Genomic DNA, 18,734 nt, shown 5'->3' with positions numbered 1-18,734 from the left:
ATTAGAAAATTTCCATTAATTTATCCAGCTCATCCAGCGTCAAATCGTCGTCACCAAGATCACTCGGGGTCAGTTCCGTACCATCTTGAGATAGGCAATGTTCAATGATTCTGAGAAGATGCGCTTTAAAGCTGTCACTGAATGTTTGTACTGTTTTTTCATGAAATTCAAGAGAATGATAGGCCAGTGACATCGTCAGTTTTCCGTTTTCGATATATCCGACAACATCCAGCGCATTCGGTTTTTCTGTTTCAGGGCTTAATGACTGTCCTGATGGCAGCTCTGATCTCGTAAACAAACCTGCATCCGACATTTCGTCAAACTGACCTAAATAGTTGAAGCTGACATCCGGCTGAATCGAGAACGCCACATCTTCTTTATGTTCCGGTGCCGTCAGATAGCGCAGAATGCCGTATCCGACTCCCTTATTCGGCACATGTCTGATATCTTCTTTCATTTGCTTCAGCTGGTAGCCCAGATCATCCGCATGCTTCATATCGAGCACCATTGGGTACATACTTGTAAACCAGCCGACTGTGCGAGAAATGGTCAGGTCTTCTATGATTTCTTCACGTCCATGCCCCTCTAAATGAACACTTACTCGATCTTGACCCGTCCACTCCTTCATTGCCAATCCGAATGCCGTCAGCAAAATATCATTCATTTCTGTGTGATATGCCTCATGCACCTTTGTGGTGAGCTGTTCTGTCTCTTCAGCAGTCAGCGAGAATTCAATTGTCTTTGTATGTTTCATTCGCTGATCACCAGATTCGCGGTCTTTCGGAAGCTTTGCCGCAACAGCTTGTTCTTCAAGCTGTCTCCAATACTCTTTTTCTTTCAAAAAGGCTTTGGAGTTCGCGAAGTCTTGCAATCTCTCTGCATACTCTGCAAATGAATGTGTTTTCTGCGGGAGAACCGGTTCATTGCCTTGCTCAAGCTGTGTATATACCGCGGCGAAATCCTCCAGTAAAATCCGCCACGACACGCCGTCAACCACTAAGTGGTGAATGGCAAGAAGCAAGTGATCTCCGTCTTCCGCTTGGAACAAGCCTGCTTTTAACAAGCCGCCTTCCTGCAAGTCGATGCTGCTTTGCAAACGCTCCGCTTCTCTCTCTATTCGGTCTTCGTAATCTGCAGCTTGGCCCTCAATCTGGATGACCTCCAATTGAGCTGAAGCAGCTTCAAGACCTCTGTTGTATTGAATGACGTCTTCCTGTCCCTCACGATAGACCATGCGGAGCGCGTCATGATGCTCGATCAGCGCCTGCAATGTTTTCTCCACCCGTTCAGGATCAAAGCCCTTCTTGGCGTGAAGCATCACAGATTGGTTCCAGTGGTGCTTGTTCGTGAAGTTCTTTTCAAAGAACCAGCGCTGGATCGGCGTCAGGATGACTTCGCCCTCCACCGGGCCTTGGTCTGCCTGTTTGCCTTCGGCACGCTCTACGTACTGGGTGAGCTCTTCGATCGTCGGGTGCTGGAAGAGATCTTTCATTTCCAGCTTCCAGCCGTGCTGGTTCAAGCGGCTCGCCATTTGAATTCCTTTGATGGAATCTCCGCCAAGCGAGAAGAAATTGTCGGTGACACCGACTTCAGACATTCCAAGCACGTCCTGCCAGATGCCGGCAAGCAGCTCTTCCATGTCGGTCGTCGGCGCTTTGTATTCTCCGCTTCCCGCTTCGATGTCCGGCTCAGGCAAGGCTTTGCGGTCCACTTTGCCGTTTGCCGTAACCGGAAGCTCGTTCAGCGTCACCCAGAACGCCGGGATCATGTAATCCGGCAGGGTTTCCTTCAGTGCTGATTTCAGTGCTTCTATGTCAGCTGATTCCGGTGTGACATACGCCGCGATCGCTGTGTTGCCGCCTTTATCTTTGACAGCTGTCACCGCCGCATCCTGCACCTCAGAAAGCTGGGCGAGCTGGACTTCAATTTCTGAGAGCTCGATCCGGTAGCCGCGGACCTTGACCTGCTGGTCGATCCGGCCGATGTATTCGATGCCGCCGCCCGTCCATTTCACCAAATCGCCGGTGCGGTACATGCGCTCACCCGGCACAAACGGATCAGCGACAAACCGCTTCGCGGTTTCGTCTTCTCGATTCAGATAGCCGCGTGCCAGTCCGCGCCCCGCCACGCAAAGCTCTCCGGCTACGCCTTCCGGCTGCACCTGATTGCCCTCGCCGAGAATGTATACTCTCGTATTGGCAATGGCCCTTCCGATGGAAAGCGAGCCTTCCTCCGGATGGATTTCTGCGCTTGTGGCAACGACCGTATTCTCTGTCGGCCCGTAGTTATTGACGAGTGTGTACGGCTTTTTCACTGCGCGCTTCAGCTTGTCTCCTCCAGTAAGCAATACGCGAAGTGATGTGTTCTCAAGCTCCATGAACTGTTCCGCAAGCTGTGTCGGCAGGAACGTGATCGTTACGCCGTTCGTTTCAAAATAATCGTTCAGGCGGACGATATCGAGGCGGATCGCTTCCTCAATGACGTGAAGTTCGGCACCGATCGTCCAGGTCGGGAACATCTCCCAAATGGAAGCGTCGAACCCAAAGCCCGCGTACTTCGCACTGCGGTCCTCCGCTGTCATGCTGAACGCGTCGTGGTGCCAGAAGCACAGGTTCACAAGCGCATGGTGCTCGACCATGACACCCTTCGGCTGTCCGGTCGTTCCAGACGTGTAAATCATGTACGCCAAGTTCTCCGCGGTTACAGCGGTTTCTGGATTTTCCTCGTCGTTTTCATCAAGCGGCAGGCTTAGAATCGTGCGGCTTCCGTCGAGAAGAATGACATCTCCCGTATAGCTGTCCGGCACTGAAATGCCTTCCTGTTTCAAGAGAAGCTTCGCGCCGCTGTCCTGTAAAATATACTCAATCCGCTGATCCGGATAGTCAGGATCAATCGGCACAAACGCCGCTCCGGCTTTCAAGACGCCGAGCACCGCGGCGGACATTTCAAGCGACGGCTTCGTGAGAACGCCGACGCGGTCATCCGGGCTGATGCCGCAGTCCATCAGAATCCGCGCGAGACGGTTTGCCTTCGCATTCAGCTCGCCGTACGTCCAAGACTGGCCGTTGTATGTGACAGCCGGGCGGTCTTTGTGGCGCTGGGCAGTCTCTTCGAATAGCTGATGAACCGTTTTGTCTGTCGGCACAGGCAGCGCTTTGCCCTTCCATGCCTCAAGAAGCGCTTGCTTTTCTGTCTCGGTGACCAGTGACAGGCTGGAAAGCGGCTGGTTCGGGTTCCCAGTAACTGCATCTAAAAGCTCCATCCAATATTGCTTCCATCGTTCAATCGTTTCCTGCTTAAACAGAGCTGTATTGTATTCGAGTACGAATGTAAGCCCTCCGTCGGTTTCGTCAGCCGTCAGCGTGAGGTCAAACTTGGCTGTTTTCCGTTCAAACGGATGCGGCTCAAGCTGAATCCCTTTCATTGTTAAATCCTTTATATTCGCATTTTGCATTGAAAAAACTGCATCGAATAACGGATTTCTGCTTGTGTCACGCTGAACCTGAACATTTCCGATCAAATCCTCAAGTGGGTAATCCTGCGCATCAAAAGCGCTGAGTGCCGTTTCTTTCACTTCGTTAAGATAGTCAGCAAACGTCTTTTCACCCTTCGGATACGTGCGCAGCGCCAATGTATTGACGAACATTCCGATGACGCGGCTGACGTCCGCTTGAGATCGTCCGGCCACAGGTGAACCGACGATGATATCGTCTTGCCCGCTAATTTTTGATAAAAACGCACTGTATGAAGCCAGAAGCACCATGTAAAGCGTGGAATCCGTTTCTTTTGCAAGCCTGCGCAGAGCATCAGCTTTGCCTGCTTCTAATGAAAATGCAATGCGGTCTCCCTCAAATGTTTGAACGGCAGGCCGACTGTAATCAGTCGGAAGCGTCAGCACCGGCAGCTCTCCGTCCAGCTCCTTCAGCCAATGCTCTTCTTGCTTCTTGTAAAGCTCAGACTGAATGAACTGCTGCTGCCACACGGCATAATCCTTATATTGAATACGGAGCGGCTCAAGGGTTTCTCCGTCGTACAGCTTTGAAAGCTCCTCAATCAGCACACCGACAGATGCACCATCAGAAATAATATGATGCATATCGAACAGCAGCACATGCTCAGTGTCTGAATGCTTGATAAGCCCTATTCTGAACAGTGGAAGTTGGTCGATTTTGAAAGGCTTAATAAACTCAGAAACGATCCGCTCTGTCTCTTCTTCCGGGGCTTCGAAATAGGCTATCTCGCACTCAGCCTCTTCCCAGATCCGCTGCACCGTTTCTCCATCTTTTATTTCAAACGTGGTTCTCAAGGCTTCATGACGCTGCATTAACTGCTGCATGACGCTGTTAAGCCTTTCAACATCAAGCTCACCTGTCAGGCGCAGAACCGCCGGCATGTTATAGCTCGTTTGCGCATCCTCAAGCTGCTGAAGCACGTACATCCGTTTTTGCGGTGAAGAAACAGGATACGTATCTTGTTTCTCTGCCGGGCTGATACTTGCGGCTGTCCCTTTTTCAGCAGAGGCAATCACCTGTGCCAAGCCCTCAACCGTCGGTGACTGGAAGAGATCCTTGAGTGACAGCTCAACGCCCAGTTCCTGATGAACCAAGGCAAGCATCTTCATGCCTGCTAATGAATGTCCGCCAATGTCAAAGAAGTGGTCATAAGCGCCGACTTGTTCTGCCTGAAGTACCTGTGCCCAAATGTCCGCGACTTTTTGTTCCGTTCCATTGCGTGGCGCAACATATGAAACACCTCTTGAAACGTTGGCATCAGGAATCGGCAGCGCTCTCCGGTCAATTTTTCCGTTCCCTGTCAGCGGCAGCTCGTCCATTTGGATAAACACCGCAGGAACCATATATGCCGGCAAGTCCTTCGCAGCATGCTCTCTCATCTCTTGTGATGAGATGTCTCCTTCTCCGACATAGTAAGCACACAACAGTTTATCTCCCGCTCCTTGATCAACGGCAAGCACAACACTTTCCTGAACACGATCATGGGTTTGCAGCTGATGTTCGATTTCTCCAAGCTCGATGCGCTGTCCGCGAATCTTCACCTGATGGTCGATTCGCCCGATAAATTCGATGTCGCCATTCGGCAGCCATCTCGCAAGGTCTCCCGTTTTATACATGCGTTCGCCGGATGTAAACGGATGGGGAACAAATTTCTCCTCAGTCAGTTCTGGACGGTTGTAATAGCCTTTCACGAGTCCTTCGCCGCTGACGCAAAGCTCTCCGGCAATCCCGGCAGGCTGCACGTGTCCCGTACGGTCAAGAATGTATACTTCCGTATTGCTGACCGGTTTTCCAATCGGAACAGACAGCGTGTGCTCCTCCAATTCATCAACCGGATGATACGTCGCGAAAACCGTGCTTTCAGACGGTCCATACATATGAAGGAGCTTGCCCTTTCCAACCGTTTGCAAAGCTTTTCTGACATGCTCAACCGAAGCCCGTTCCCCGCCAAACATAATCTTGCGAAGCGTTGACAAGCATGCCGGATTCAAGTCCACAAGCAAGTGGAACAAAGCGGTTGTAATCATGAGAATGCTGATGTTCTCCCGTTCAATGACGCGGGACAGGCGAGCCATGTCCAAAACGGTTTCCTTCGGTATCAGCACCAGCTTGGCTCCGTTTAACAAAGAGCCGAACATATCGAACATAAACGCGTCAAACACGTAATTGGAAAGACCGAGAATCGTATCCTGTTCTGTAATGCTGAGATAATTCGTTTCCTTCACCGTGCGGAGAATATTGGCATGTGTCACGATATTCCCCTTAGGTGTTCCAGTCGTTCCGGAAGTATACGTCAGGTTGGCCATTGCTGCAGAATCAAGAGGCAGTGCGAGATTTCGCGCATCGGCATGATAGCTTTCTTCCTCATCGGCTAGCACGATAACGCCCTTAAATTCCGCTTCTTCCGCCAAAGCCTTTAATTTCCTCTGAGTGAGAAGCACCTTTGCTCCGCTGTCACGGAAGAAATGCTGCATCCGCTGAATCGGATGTTCCGGATCGATCGGAACATAAGCCGAACCTGATTTTAATACTGCCAAGATCGACACAATCATATCCATTGACCGCTCGCATAAGACAGCCGCAGTTCTGCCTTCGCCAGCTCCAAGAGAAAGAATGCCGCGGGCTAAACGATTGGCCCGTTCATTCAGTTCACGATAAGTGAGTGATTCGCCTTCATATTGAAGCGCAGTGTGGTCTGGCGTATTCGCCGCTTGCTCCTCAAACAGCTGAACAATTGTTTTATCTTTCGGATAAGGTGTTCTGCCCGGGTTAAACTGCTGAATTTGCGAAGCAGCCTCCTCTTCAGAAAGAAGCTTATACTCAGAAATCGGCTTCTCTGGATCAGCCGCAGCATCTTCAAGCAAACGCGCAAAATGCGTAAGCAGCCTGTCTGCCGTGCTTTGTTTAAACAGCTTTGTGCTGTAATCCACATCAATCTCAATGCCTTCATCGGTTTCTCTCGCCTGCACCGTCAAATCAAATTTGGCAATCTTGAAATTGGTCTCTTGAACAGACAAGGAAAGATCGCCGACAGCCGGAATGCCCTCTGTCGCGTTTTGAAGGCTGAACATCGTGTCAAACAGCGGATGCCTGCTAACATCACGCGGGATGTTCAAATCTTCAACAAGCCACTCAAACGGATAGTCCTGATGAGAAAAGGCATCCAGCACCCGTTTGCGGACACGCGAGATCAATTGGGTAAACGTCTCATTCTGCTTCACCTCACTGCGAATCGCAAGCGTATTGACGAACATCCCGATAATGCCCTCTGTATCGGAGTGATTTCTGCCCGCTGACGGTGTCCCGACAATGATGTCATCCTGCCCCGTATACTTTGACAAAAGCGTATAGTAAGCGGAAAGCATCACCATATATAAAGTGGCGCCGTTTTGTTCAGCCAAACGATTGAGGCGATCCTTTACCCCCGCATCCAGCTTGATTGACACCCGATCCCCTTCAAAGCTTTGAACAGGTGGTCTTGGGTAATCGGACAGAAGCTGAAGCACCGGGAGCTCGCCTGCAAAGACTTCCTTCCAATAAGCCTGGTCCTTCTTGTACCCTTCAGCAGCCTGTCTGCTTTGCCATACAGCGTAGTCCTTATACTGGAGACGAAGATCAGGAAGCTGTTCGCCTTTATAAATGCGTGCTAACTCCTCCAGCATAATGCCAATGGATACACCGTCAGAAATCAAATGGTGCATGTCAAACAGCAGCATATGACGGTTCTCTTCAAGCCCCAGCAAACCGATTCTGAACAGCGGAGCTTTCGCCAAATCAAATGTCCGAACGAATGAAGCCATAATTGCCTCATCTGAGCGGCCGCCTCTTTCAATCATTTCGATGTTGAAATCAACGCTATCGTGAATTTTCTGTCTCGGCGTGCTGTTTTCAAGAACAAATGATGTTCTCAATGACTCGTGGCGTCGGATTAATCCCTGAAATGCGCGCTCCAGCTTTTGAATATCTAAAGGCCCTTCCAGAATTGCTGCTGCTGGCATGTTATAGCCGACTCCCGCATCCTCGAACTGGCTGACGATATATGTTCGCTGCTGTGCCAATGAAAGCGGGTAATGCTCCTGTTTTTCAGCAGGTTCAATCACCGCAAAAGCTTTGCTTTCTCTGTGATCAGCTTCCTCTGCAAGAGCCGTAATCGTCGGATGCTCAAACAAAAATTGAAGCGGAATCTCAATGCCTGTTTCCTTATGAATCTTTGTTAAAAGGGTCATGGCTTTTAATGAATGTCCGCCAGTTTCAAAGAAATTGTCAAAGATCCCCGCCTTCTCAACGTTCAGCACGTCCTGCCAAATGGCTGCGATTGCTTTTTCAGTCTCATTTCGCGGCGCTGTATAGGCAGTGCCGCTGACAGCCTTCACCTCTAGTGCAAACAGCTTGCGGCGGTCGACTTTGCCGCTTGGTGTAAGCGGAATTTCTGTCACTTCTGTAAAGTAAGCCGGCACCATATAGTCAGGAAGCTGTCTGGCCGCATGCTCCCTCAAACCGGCTGGCGCAAATTCGCTTCCAGGCTTCTGCACAACATATGCGCAAACCTCAAGATTTCCCTGTTCGTCAGGGCGTGCCAAAACAACGGCTTTTGCAACGTCTGGCGCCTGCTGAATCACGGCTTCAATTTCCCCAAGCTCAATCCGGTATCCGCGGACTTTGACCTGGTCATCCTCTCTGCCTAAATATTCGATTGTTCCATCTGGAAGCCAGCGCACCACGTCCCCGGTCCGGTACATGCGATCGCCCGGCACGAATGGATCTTGTAAAAACTTCTCTTCCGTTAATTCAGGCAAATGTAAATAGCCTCGGCCCACACCGTCTCCCGCGATATAAAGCTCACCCGCCACGCCTTCAGGCTGCAGCCGGCCTTTTTGATCCAAAATATATAAGCGGTTATTCCCCAGCGCTTTCCCGATCGGCACATACGCTGATTGAACTGCATTCTCAGGGATAACCGGATGAACAGACGCGTCAACGCACGTTTCAGTCGGCCCGTACACATTAGTCAAACGCGGCGCTGTGCCGGCTTCTTTAAACAGCTTCAGCAGCTTGTCCGCAACAACAGATGACAGGCCTTCTCCTCCGATCAGCATGTGCTTCAGTTTTAGGCCTTCAAAATCGCCTGCTGCTGCCAGCATTTGCAAATGAGCCGGTGTTCCGTCCGTCGCCTCAATGCTGTTCTTCCGATAATATGCAGTAAGGGCGGCCCCGTTCGTCACTGTTTTCTTCGGTACGATATAAAGGGTTTGGCCCAAAAGAAGCGACGCGAAGATCTGCTTCACTGACGCATCAAAGTGGAACGGCGCAAGCAATGCCATCCGCAGGGTTTGGCTGCCGCTTTGATAAATCGTCTGCTGCAGAGATTCAACCAAATGATGAACCTGGCGATGCTCGATCATAACGCCTTTCGGGCGTCCGGTTGTTCCCGATGTGTAAATAATGTAGGCAAGGTTCCGAGCGTTCACATCTGCATTCAGGCTTTCTTCTGCACCTTCCTCAATCGCCTGATCTAAGTCAATCAGCTCAGCATCGGCTTCAGGCGCCGCAACCTTCGATTCAGTCAGGATGAAATCCGCCCCGCAGTCCTCCAAAATATATTGAATGCGCTCAGCAGGAAAACCCGGATCAATCGGCACATAGGCTCCGCCGGCTTTTAAAATTCCCATGATAGCTGTAATCATCCGTTCAGAGCGTTCAATCAAAACCGCGACAGGACTGTCCGGGCCAACCCCTTTCTGTTTCAGCACATTGGCGATGCGTGCAGATTGCTCATGTAACGTTCGATAGGACAATGTGCGATCTTCAAATACAACCGCTGGATGATCAGAAAGCAGTTCAGCCTTTTCTTGGAACAGCTCTGGTATCGTCATGTCCTTACGGTAGCTCACAGATTTACCGCCGGCCCTCGCAAGCAGCTTCTCTTTCTCCGCATCAGAAATCAGTGTTAATTCATCAATTGTATGTTCTGGATGCGTTAACGCGTTCTCCAGCATGGTAATCATGCGCTCACAAATCATGTTGATTTCTTCACGTGAAAATAAATCAGTGCGGTAATCAAAATCTATGGTGAGTTTCCCAGTATCCCATCGATCCTTTACATGAATTGAGACATCATTTAATCCGCTGCCGCTGAAAATCGGCTCAGTCAAAAAGGCAAGATCCTCTTCTTTCTGCCACTGCATCACTTGATATTCAAGAGAAACCGTGAACAGCTTGGTCAGAGAGCTCTTTGTTTCACGCAAATCGTTGATTAGGAGATTATACGGATACTTTTGGTGGCGAAGTGTCTTCATCAGATCCTTCATCCGGTCTTTGACAAATTCTGAAAACGCCTGCCCGCCGTCAATGTTTGTCCGAAGCGGAACCGTAGAAACAAACATGCCAAGCATCTGCTTCTCTTTCGCATTTGTCCGGTTGCCCATAAATGTTCCCGTCACAACATCATTCTGGCCGCTGACCCTGTACAAATAGGCGGCGAGCAGCGATTGAAATACCGAAAGAACACTGACTTTATTCGCCTCACAAAACGACAGAATCTGCTGATGAAGCGCTTCAGGCACATCTTTAGAGAACCTCTCAGCATCTAAACTTCCCCCTGCGGATGCATTCCGTTTCAAGGAAACAAGTTCAGGCACCGATTCAAATTGTTTGTTCCAAAACGCCTTGTCCTTTTCAAACCGCTTCGATTGAGCATATTCCTGTTCAGATAAAACATGATCGATAAATGAATGCGAGATTCCTTCTTTTGTCTCTGAGCCGCTGGCTAATTCTAAATAAATGTGCATGATCGCATTCCCGAGAATATTCATGGAGATACCATCAGAAATCACGTGATGAACATTTGCGTAAAACCACACTTCATTTTCCTTTATGGTGAACAAGGAAAAACGGAACAAATCACAATCGTATAGCGGCAAAGGTTTCTTCGTTTCCTCCCGGCTCCATTGTGAAATAAACTCTATCGCATTCGGATCTTCAGTAGTGTCAGTATGTTTTATATCAACAGGCCGATACTCGCTAATATATTGAACAGGCTCCCCGTTTTCATCTAGCCGCAACCGAAGGCGCATGGCGTCATTTCTGCGAATAAACTCTTGAATCGCCTGCTCAACAAGCACATAATCAATCGCATCAGCTGAAACCAGCTTACCAATCCCCGCAAGATTTGAAATGCTCGTGTGAGGATAAAATTTTTCTGTGTACCAAATTCGTTTTTGTGCATCCGTTAAAGGGTAAAAAGTTATTTCCATATTGTCATACCTCCCCTAATCTTTATAAGCAGTGAACATGTGCAACGCATTTTCTCTTTCTTATCCATATCAGCTTTTAATTCTTATGAACTAACAGCCGAAATAGCCCAAAGTACTACACTTAAAAAGCAGTGCTTCCAATCAAAAAACAGATGGCCGCTATTAAAGCAGGCTGCCGTCAGTCAGCATTGCGGCGTTTAACATAAGCGGATAAAGACCGCAAGACCCCACCCTAATAAGAAACCAATTTTGGCTATTTATTCATTGTTTTCAATATTTTTTATCTTTCTACCGTTCAGTTTAAATGAAAAAAATGTTTTTATCACCGAAAAATGGGTGAAAAGTTTCATGCGGGATGCCGAAAGATTCCAGTTTATTTACAGCAATATTTTTTGCGGGATGCCGCAATCATTTCCACTAAACATTATTTACAGAAAAATAAAAATTTTTAAACCAAACTGCTGCGTTCAATCTTTTTTTATTGCTGAATGCAATTTACAATCTTTACATGACTATGTGTACCGCGCAAAAACCGAAAAAAAGGCAAAAAAAGACACCCTTGCGAAGAGCGTCTTACAACGATTCTTTCATGACATTTTTGTCGATATCAATCAATTCCATATAGCCTTTCCCCCACTCATACATGGCTTCAAGAATAGGCATGAGGCTTTCTCCGTGCGGGGTCAGAGAATATTCAACCTTCGGCGGGACAACTGGATACACTTCCCTGTGAACAATCATATCCTGCTCAAGCTCTCTCAGCTGATTCACGAGGATCTTCTGCGTAATATCAGGAATCAATGTTTTTAATTCATTGAACCGTTTTGTGCCTTCTTTTCCTAAATGCCATAAAATGAGCATTTTCCATTTACCGCCAATCACTGCAAGCGTTAATTCCTTCTCACAATTAAACCTTTTGTCGTCCATCCGGCTCAATAGAATCCCCCCCCTTAGTAACCTTTTTGTATGTTAGATACGTATCATCACTTACTTACTTTTTTGCAGACTCTTTTTTCATTATACTCACTCATAAAATCAAGCGAAAGAAATCTGATTGTCTCTCCTCACAGTATCCTCCAAGTAACTTGTTGACTTCAAAGTGCCTACTTCTCAACAAAAGAAGGAACCTATAGAATGAACAATAATTCGAAAAAGGGAGTGGATCAACAATGGAATTACAGCTTGCATTAGACCTCGTCAACATCCCGGAAGCCATTGAGCTTGTCAAAGAGGTAGAACAATACATCGACGTAGTTGAAATCGGAACACCGGTCGTCATCAATGAAGGCCTAAGAGCCGTTAAAGAAATAAAAGAAGCATTTCCTCAATTGAAGGTTCTTGCAGACCTGAAAATCATGGATGCCGGAGGCTACGAAATTATGAAAGCGTCGGAAGCAGGCGCTGACATCATCACCGTTTTAGGGGCTACAGACGATGCAACGATTAAAGGCGCAGTAGAAGAAGCCAAAAAACAAAAGAAGAAAATCTTAGTGGACATGATTAACGTGAAAGATATCGAATCCCGTGCGAAAGAAATTGACGCACTCGGTGTTGACTACATCTGCGTCCACACTGGCTATGATCTTCAAGCAGAGGGCAAAAACTCTTTCGAAGAATTAACGACAATCAAAAATACCGTAAAAAACGCAAAAACCGCAATCGCGGGCGGCATCAAACTTGATACACTGCCAGAAGTGATCCAGCAAAAGCCTGACCTTGTCATTGTCGGGGGCGGAATTACAAGCGCAGCTGATAAGGCGGAAACAGCTTCAAAAATGAAGCAGCTGATTGTCCAAGGATAACTCCGATGAAAACGACTGAATACGTAGCGGAAATTCTCAATGAGTTACACAATTCAGCAGCTTATATTTCTAATGAAGAAGCTGACCAGCTTGCCGATCACATTCTTTCATCCCACCAAATTTTCACCGCGGGTGCGGGGCGGTCTGGCCTGATGGCAAAATCCTTCGCGATGAGACTGATGCACATGGGCTTCAACGCCCATATAGTAGGTGAGATTCTCACTCCGCCGCTCGCCGAAGGAGATCTAGTTATTATCGGCTCAGGATCAGGCGAGACAAAGAGCTTGATTCATACCGCAGCAAAAGCAAAAAGCTTACACGGAATTGTTGCCGCTTTAACCATCAATCCGGAATCAAGCATCGGAAAACAAGCGGACCTCATCATCAGAATGCCTGGTTCCCCTAAAGACCAGTCTAACGGAAGCTATAAAACCATTCAGCCAATGGGATCATTATTTGAACAAACTTTGCTGCTCTTCTATGATGCAGTGATTTTAAAACTCATGGAGAAAAAAGGTCTCGATTCTGAAACTATGTTCACTCACCACGCAAACCTTGAATAGCATCACACAACCGGCCTGAAGATCAGGCCGGTTTTATTTTTTCTAAAATAAAACTTTAAACCCAAAAACCCGATAAGTAATATGACCTGCAAATCGTAAAGGGAGGAATTATGTTGATAAAACGATTTAAGATGAAGCTAGGAACTAAAATTCTTTGCCTCGTTTTCGTGGTGATTCTTTTGTTTTCGGCATCAGTTGGCACTGTGATGCTTAAGGAAATTACAGAAAGCATGAAACAAATGGCAACTGAAAAAGCGAAAGGTGATCTCGCTTTAAGCAGCACTTATATTGATGATGTCATGTCAGGCGACTGGCAGGTGAAAAACAATAAGCTCTATAAAGGGCAAACACAAATCAATGGAAATGAAGATATTGTTGATCTGCTTGGTGAAAAGACAGGTGATACCATTACCATTTTCCAAGGCGATACTCGTGTTGCAACCAATGTCATGAAAAATGGCGAAAGAGCCGTCGGCACCCAGGCTTCTTCTGAAGTTATTGCCGCTGTTTTAAAGAAAGGAAAGCGTTTTTACGGACAAGCAGATGTAGCAGGTTCTTCTTATCAGACTGCATACATGCCGTTAAAAGATCAAAATGGGAACATCATCGGCATGCTGTATACCGGAGCTAATCAAAGTATTTTAGCATCACTTACACAATCACTTTTCACTCAATTCGCTATCGTTCTTGTTATCGTCATTATGGTATCAGTCATCCTTGTCTTGGTTTTCACCAGAAAAATCAACAAGCGGCTGAACGCTTTAAAAAGCGCCTTTGAAAGTGCCGGAAACGGAGATATGACAATAGAGGTGTCAGACAAAACCGGTGACGAGCTTTCAGAACTAAGCGTCTATTATAATAAGATGAGAATGAAGCTGAACGATACCATACAAACCGTACAACAATCAGCCCTTCAGCTTGCGTCAGCCTCTCAGCAGCTCTCAGCCGGAGCAGAGGAAACAAATCAAGCTTCAGAAAAAATCACAGAAGCTGTACAGCAGATTGCAAATGGAGCCCAAGATCAGATCACCCGAATTGAAAATAGTGAAAGCTCATTAAAACAAGCTTCAGCAGACATCCGGGATATTTCTGCAAATACTGCCGCTATCGCTGACAAAGGGCAGCTCGCTCAATCAAAAGCAGACATTGGACAAAAGGAAATTGCAAATGTACAGGCGCAAATGGATGCGATTCACCAGTCAATTCAGAAAAGCGGAGAAATCATACACCAGTTAGACGGCCGCTCTAAACAAATTGAGCAAATTTTATCGGTCATCACCCAAATTGCTGATCAGACAAACCTGCTTGCGCTGAATGCAGCGATTGAAGCTGCCAGAGCCGGTGAACAAGGAAAAGGCTTTGCTGTTGTTGCTGATGAAGTACGGAAATTAGCAGAAGAGTCTCAACAGTCTGCGGGGCAGATTTCAAAACTGATCATAGAAATACAAAAGGATATGAACCGGTCTGCAAGATCTGTTGAGCATGTGAAAACAGAAGCTGCAGAAGGAGTCACCATGATCCAGCGCACCAGAGATGCATTTAAGGAAATTGCAGCTGCAACAGGTGAAATCAGCGCCGAGATTAGTGATTTATCAGCATCTGTAACAAACATTTCAGCCAGTGCACATCAAATAAATGATTCCTTTGCAGCCAATACGGCCGACATTAAAGAATCTACTAAAAATACCCGGCAAGCGGCTGCATTAACAGAGGAGCAATTTGCTGCAATGGAGGAGATTACCGCAGCTTCTGAAACACTTTCTCAATTAGCTGAGGAGCTTACCGGTATCATAAGCCAATTTAAAATGATTAATCAAGCCGAAAACGGCTGATGACTTACTATCATTATTGTAAATTGGCAATCGTATTTTGCTGAAAACAAATATTTCGATCTGCTAAAATTACGATTTCTGCAATAAACTGATCGTAAAACATAAAATTTAAACCTTTACACCAAATGCTTTCTGGATTACTCTTGTGTCAGTTTTAAAAGCGGGAGGTGAACATCACGACGGACATCATAAAAACGATACTTCTCGTCATCGTCATCATAGCAGCTGCAGCTGTCGGCCTGATAAAAGGAGACTTTTTCTCAGCTGATCAAAAAACGTCTCAAACGAAAGAATATGATGAAACAATGGCCTTCCCATCTGACCGGTATCCCGAAACTGCCAAGCATATTAAGGATGCGATAAATGAGGGGCACTCAGAGGTGTGCACTATTGACAGAGACGGAGCTGAAGAACGCCGCGAGCAATCATTAAAGGACGTACCTTCCAAAAAGGGGTATGACAGAGATGAATGGCCAATGGCCATGTGCAAAGAAGGCGGTGAGGGAGCTTCTGTAGAATACATTTCTCCCGCTGACAACCGCGGAGCAGGCTCTTGGGTCGGGCATCGGCTTACCGATTACCCAGACGGCACAAAGGTTTTATTCACAATTCAGTAAACAGTACATAGAGGAGGAACAGCACATTGATCAAATCATGGAAGCCGCAAGAACTTTCGATTTCATATCATCAATTTACTGTATTTCAAAAGGATTCTACACCTCCTGTAATGGATTGGACTGACGAAGCGATTGAAAAAGGATATGCTGCGGCAGACGGAGCCATTTCCTTTGAGGCACAGCGAAATACAAAGGCCTTTATTCTTTTTCGCCTGAACAGTTCAGAAACAGTAAACTCCTACGAAAAAAAAGTGACTGTTCCTTTTCATGTCACAGAAAACGGAATTCATATTGAAAGCATCATGTCTAAAAGACTGTCCTTTGATCTGCCTAAAGGAGACTATCAATTGACATGCTGGACTGTGCCGGCTGAAATGTCAGATTTGCACGCCGACACTTATATTATTGATGCTGTTTCTGTGTAATGAAAAACCCCTGAGAGAATAACTCTCAGGGACTCTTTATAAACTTTCTCCGTTTGTCTTGATGACATCTTGATACCAATAAAAGCTTTTTTTCTTCAAGCGTTTTAAATCGGATGTGCTTTCTTCATCACGATTGACATATACAAATCCGTATCTTTTTTGGTAGCCGTTCAGCCAGCTTAACAGATCAGTAAACGACCAGCTGCAATAGCCGATTAAATCGACACCGTCACTGATGGCTTGTCTGCATTGCTCAAGATGCGAACGCAAATAATCAATTCGATAATCATCCTGTACAGTGCCGTCCTCAACTTTATCAAATTCACCCAAACCGTTCTCTGTTATAAACACTGGAAGCTGATAGCGGCTTGTAATTCGGCGAAGACCGATACGCAGCCCAATTGGGTCAATTGTCCAATCCCAGTTGCTCGTTGTCAGATGCGGATTTTTTTTCGTTTTGAACACTCCGGGTATCCCCGTCTCCTGATTGGTTCCCTTTTGGCCTGTCGTATTCATTTTCCCTTCTGACACACCATCAAGCGGATTTCGTTCATAGGTGATCGTCTGATAATAATTGACACCTACAAAATCAGGCTTCCCTTTGGCGAGCAGGTCCATATCTCCTGCTTCAATTGTCGGCGCCCATCCCTGTTTTTCCAAGCAGCGGAATGGAATTTGCGGGTAGGTTCCCCAGCAATACATGTCAAGCCACCAATTGTTCGTAAATTCTTCGGCGTTTTCAAATGCCAGTATATCCTCTGGATGACTTGATAAAGGGTAAGCCGGAGAATAAGCAAAGCTAGGACCTATTTTGCCTTCAGGCACATATTCTCTAAATGATTCGATGGCTTTTGCATTAGCCAGAAACGCAATATGGTTTGCTTCGTAAAATCGTTTTCTGTCTTTCACTCCAGGCGGATGCATGGCTGTAATAAATCCGTGATTAAAATTGTAGTTCTGTTCGTTTAACGTAACCCAATATTTCACCCTGTCTCCAAAACGTTTATAAAGAGTAATACAGTAGTGATTAAAATCCTCTATGATGTTTCTGGATTCAAACCCGCCGTATTCGTCCATAAGCGCTTGAGGCAAATCCCAGTGATATAAAGTCAGAACCGGCTCGATGTGATGAGAAAGCAATTCATCAATCAGACTATCGTAAAACGCTAGACCTGCTTCATTGATCTCTCCTTTTCCTTTTGGAAAAACCCGTGGCCAGCTGACGGAAAATCGATATGCTTTTAACCCCATCTCAGCCATCAGAGCGACATCTTCTTTAAATCGGTGATAATGGTCAACCGCAATCTCGCCATTGGTTCCTTTAAACGTTTTGCCCGGTATTTTCGTAAACACATCCCAAACAGAAGGGCCTTTGCCATCTTCATTCCAAGCGCCTTCAATCTGGTACGCTGCAGAAGCAGAGCCCCACAAAAAATGTTTCGGAAAAGATTCTGGATGCTGGTGGATCATAGTGTTTATCACTCCTGAATTATTTGATAAACCTATCATAGGCTATGAAACGCGTTTCATATCAACTCGATGTTAGTCGCGGAACAGCTCAGCTAATATTGCCTACCTGTAAATAACGCAAAAGCACCCAATTCCCATTGGATGCTTAAAATCTTAATGTCTTTTTTCAAATTTATGCGGATGAGGATGGTGCTTTGGAACAAAGCCGTTTTGTTTCATCATTTCAAAGTGTTTGTCCAAGTGATTTTTGATGTGTTCTCCTCTTTCTTTAGGCAGGATACCGTATTGTACATACTTTGAGATCACGTCTTTGCGCTTTTTAAGAATCTCTGCTTCCAGTTGTTCAATCTCTTTCTTTTGCTGATCTGTCAGTGTAACATTTGCGGGAGACTGCTGCTGTTTTTCAGCGGCCTCAGCTGTACCGGTCAGAGAAATGACAGCCGCTGCAATGAACATTGTGATAATGTTGATGGTTATTCGTTTCATCCATTTTATTCCTCCAATCCTATTTTTCATATGTTTTGCTGCCTTGTATTTTTTATGCATAAAAATAAAAAGAGCGAACCATTATTCGCTCTTTCTAATCTCTTCGTCAGCATTAAGTTCCTCTTCACCTGGTGTCGCATAAGTGACATATGTTCCCGCGATTAAATCATGCAGGGTCCGTTTGTCTTCTCGTACGGCAATCAGAATCAGGCTGGCGATCAAGCCGAGTCCGAAGGTTATACAGTAAACCAGGCCGGCTACAATAACCCGTAAAAACATTGTTAACAGACTGACCTGTGATCCGTCTTTTTTTACGATTCTGATTCCGCAGATCCTTTTTCCGATAAGATAACCGCGCCAAAACATCGGCAGCAAAATAGAATACAGCAGAACAACCAAACTGATGAACATGCTGTCGTTTGGGTCTTTTCCTGTAATCAGCCAATAGATCAGCAAAAGCGGCACGGAGACTATAATGTAGTCTAACAATGCAGCTCCAAGTCTGATCCAAAATCCGGCTGGTTTGTAAATATTCATTTGACTCCCCATTATGGTTTAAATGTTTCCATTTTCTTTCTCATCGAATATATCATATGCCTTAGGGGCATCAGCAAGACTTAAATTTATTCTGAAGATCGGTTTCATGCCTCTTGACCATTTCTTCCGGTATTGGCATAGATGAGTGACGGGTCTGCTGCATCCTTCACTTTCACATGCGTTTCCTTGGTACGTCTGGCATTCATCCTTGGACAATTCCTTTTTTCATCACCTCTT

At 46.3% G+C, this 18,734-nt stretch carries 11 protein-coding genes; 5 read left to right on the top strand and 6 right to left on the bottom strand.

The annotated features are described in order from the left end of the window. Nucleotide 1: 1 nt before the first annotated feature. Nucleotides 2-10,765 (bottom strand): surfactin synthetase, encoded by a 10,764-nt coding sequence (gene srfAA / locus BSU_03480; RefSeq protein ID NP_388230.2) that lies wholly within the window; start codon nucleotides 10,763-10,765, stop codon nucleotides 2-4. A gap of 573 nt (nucleotides 10,766-11,338) precedes the next feature. Continuing rightward, nucleotides 11,339-11,701 (bottom strand): positive regulator of hxlAB expression (formaldehyde sensing), encoded by a 363-nt coding sequence (hxlR, locus tag BSU_03470; RefSeq protein NP_388229.2) that lies wholly within the window; start codon nucleotides 11,699-11,701, stop codon nucleotides 11,339-11,341. A gap of 233 nt (nucleotides 11,702-11,934) precedes the next feature. On the opposite strand from hxlR, the gene hxlA reads away from it, so the two are divergent. The 5 genes from hxlA to nin all read left to right on the top strand — a co-directional run bounded on the left by hxlA (nucleotide 11,935) and on the right by nin (nucleotide 16,004). Then, entirely contained in the window at nucleotides 11,935-12,567 is a 633-nt protein-coding gene (gene hxlA / locus BSU_03460) for a 3-hexulose-6-phosphate synthase (HPS) (protein ID NP_388228.1), read from the top strand. Between the two features lie 5 nt (nucleotides 12,568-12,572). Further along, complete coding sequence (gene hxlB, locus BSU_03450) at nucleotides 12,573-13,130, top strand: 6-phospho-3-hexuloisomerase (PHI) (RefSeq protein ID NP_388227.1); 558 nt, start codon at nucleotides 12,573-12,575, stop codon at nucleotides 13,128-13,130. Between the two features lie 110 nt (nucleotides 13,131-13,240). Then, the gene (gene tlpC / locus BSU_03440) at nucleotides 13,241-14,962 is read left to right on the top strand and encodes a methyl-accepting chemotaxis protein (plant colonization) (RefSeq protein ID NP_388226.2); all 1,722 of its coding nucleotides are present in this window, start codon (nucleotides 13,241-13,243) and stop codon (nucleotides 14,960-14,962) included. Between the two features lie 167 nt (nucleotides 14,963-15,129). Next, on the top strand, nucleotides 15,130-15,579 hold the full coding sequence (nucA, locus tag BSU_03430) for an endonuclease (protein ID NP_388225.3): 450 nt from the start codon (nucleotides 15,130-15,132) through the stop codon (nucleotides 15,577-15,579). A 26-nt stretch (nucleotides 15,580-15,605) separates the two neighbouring features. After that, nucleotides 15,606-16,004 carry an inhibitor of the DNA degrading activity of NucA (competence) gene (gene nin, locus BSU_03420; RefSeq protein ID NP_388224.1) on the top strand — a complete coding sequence of 133 codons (399 nt, stop codon included), beginning with the start codon at nucleotides 15,606-15,608 and terminating at the stop codon, nucleotides 16,002-16,004. Between the two features lie 36 nt (nucleotides 16,005-16,040). On the opposite strand, the gene bglC is transcribed toward nin, so the two are convergent. The 4 genes from bglC to BSU_03385 form a co-directional block, all read right to left on the bottom strand. Then, nucleotides 16,041-17,474: an aryl-phospho-beta-d-glucosidase gene (gene bglC / locus BSU_03410; RefSeq protein NP_388223.1), complete on the bottom strand. Its 1,434-nt coding sequence runs from the start codon at nucleotides 17,472-17,474 to the stop codon at nucleotides 16,041-16,043. Between the two features lie 153 nt (nucleotides 17,475-17,627). Then, nucleotides 17,628-17,960, bottom strand: a complete 333-nt coding sequence (gene yckD, locus BSU_03400) for a hypothetical protein (protein ID NP_388222.1) — start codon at nucleotides 17,958-17,960, stop codon at nucleotides 17,628-17,630. Between the two features lie 81 nt (nucleotides 17,961-18,041). After that, a complete protein-coding gene (gene yckC / locus BSU_03390; protein NP_388221.1) occupies nucleotides 18,042-18,497 on the bottom strand; it encodes a conserved integral membrane protein of unknown function in 456 nt (151 codons plus the stop codon). An 18-nt stretch (nucleotides 18,498-18,515) separates the two neighbouring features. After that, complete coding sequence (locus BSU_03385; protein YP_009513942.1) at nucleotides 18,516-18,713, bottom strand: hypothetical protein; 198 nt, start codon at nucleotides 18,711-18,713, stop codon at nucleotides 18,516-18,518. Between the last annotated feature and the right edge of the window lie 21 nt (nucleotides 18,714-18,734).

This window comes from Bacillus subtilis subsp. subtilis str. 168 (genome assembly GCF_000009045.1).
Lineage (GTDB): Bacteria > Bacillota > Bacilli > Bacillales > Bacillaceae > Bacillus > Bacillus subtilis.
The sequence above is the reverse complement of the archived record's forward strand: the minus strand, read 5'-3'. Positions and strand labels throughout refer to the sequence as shown.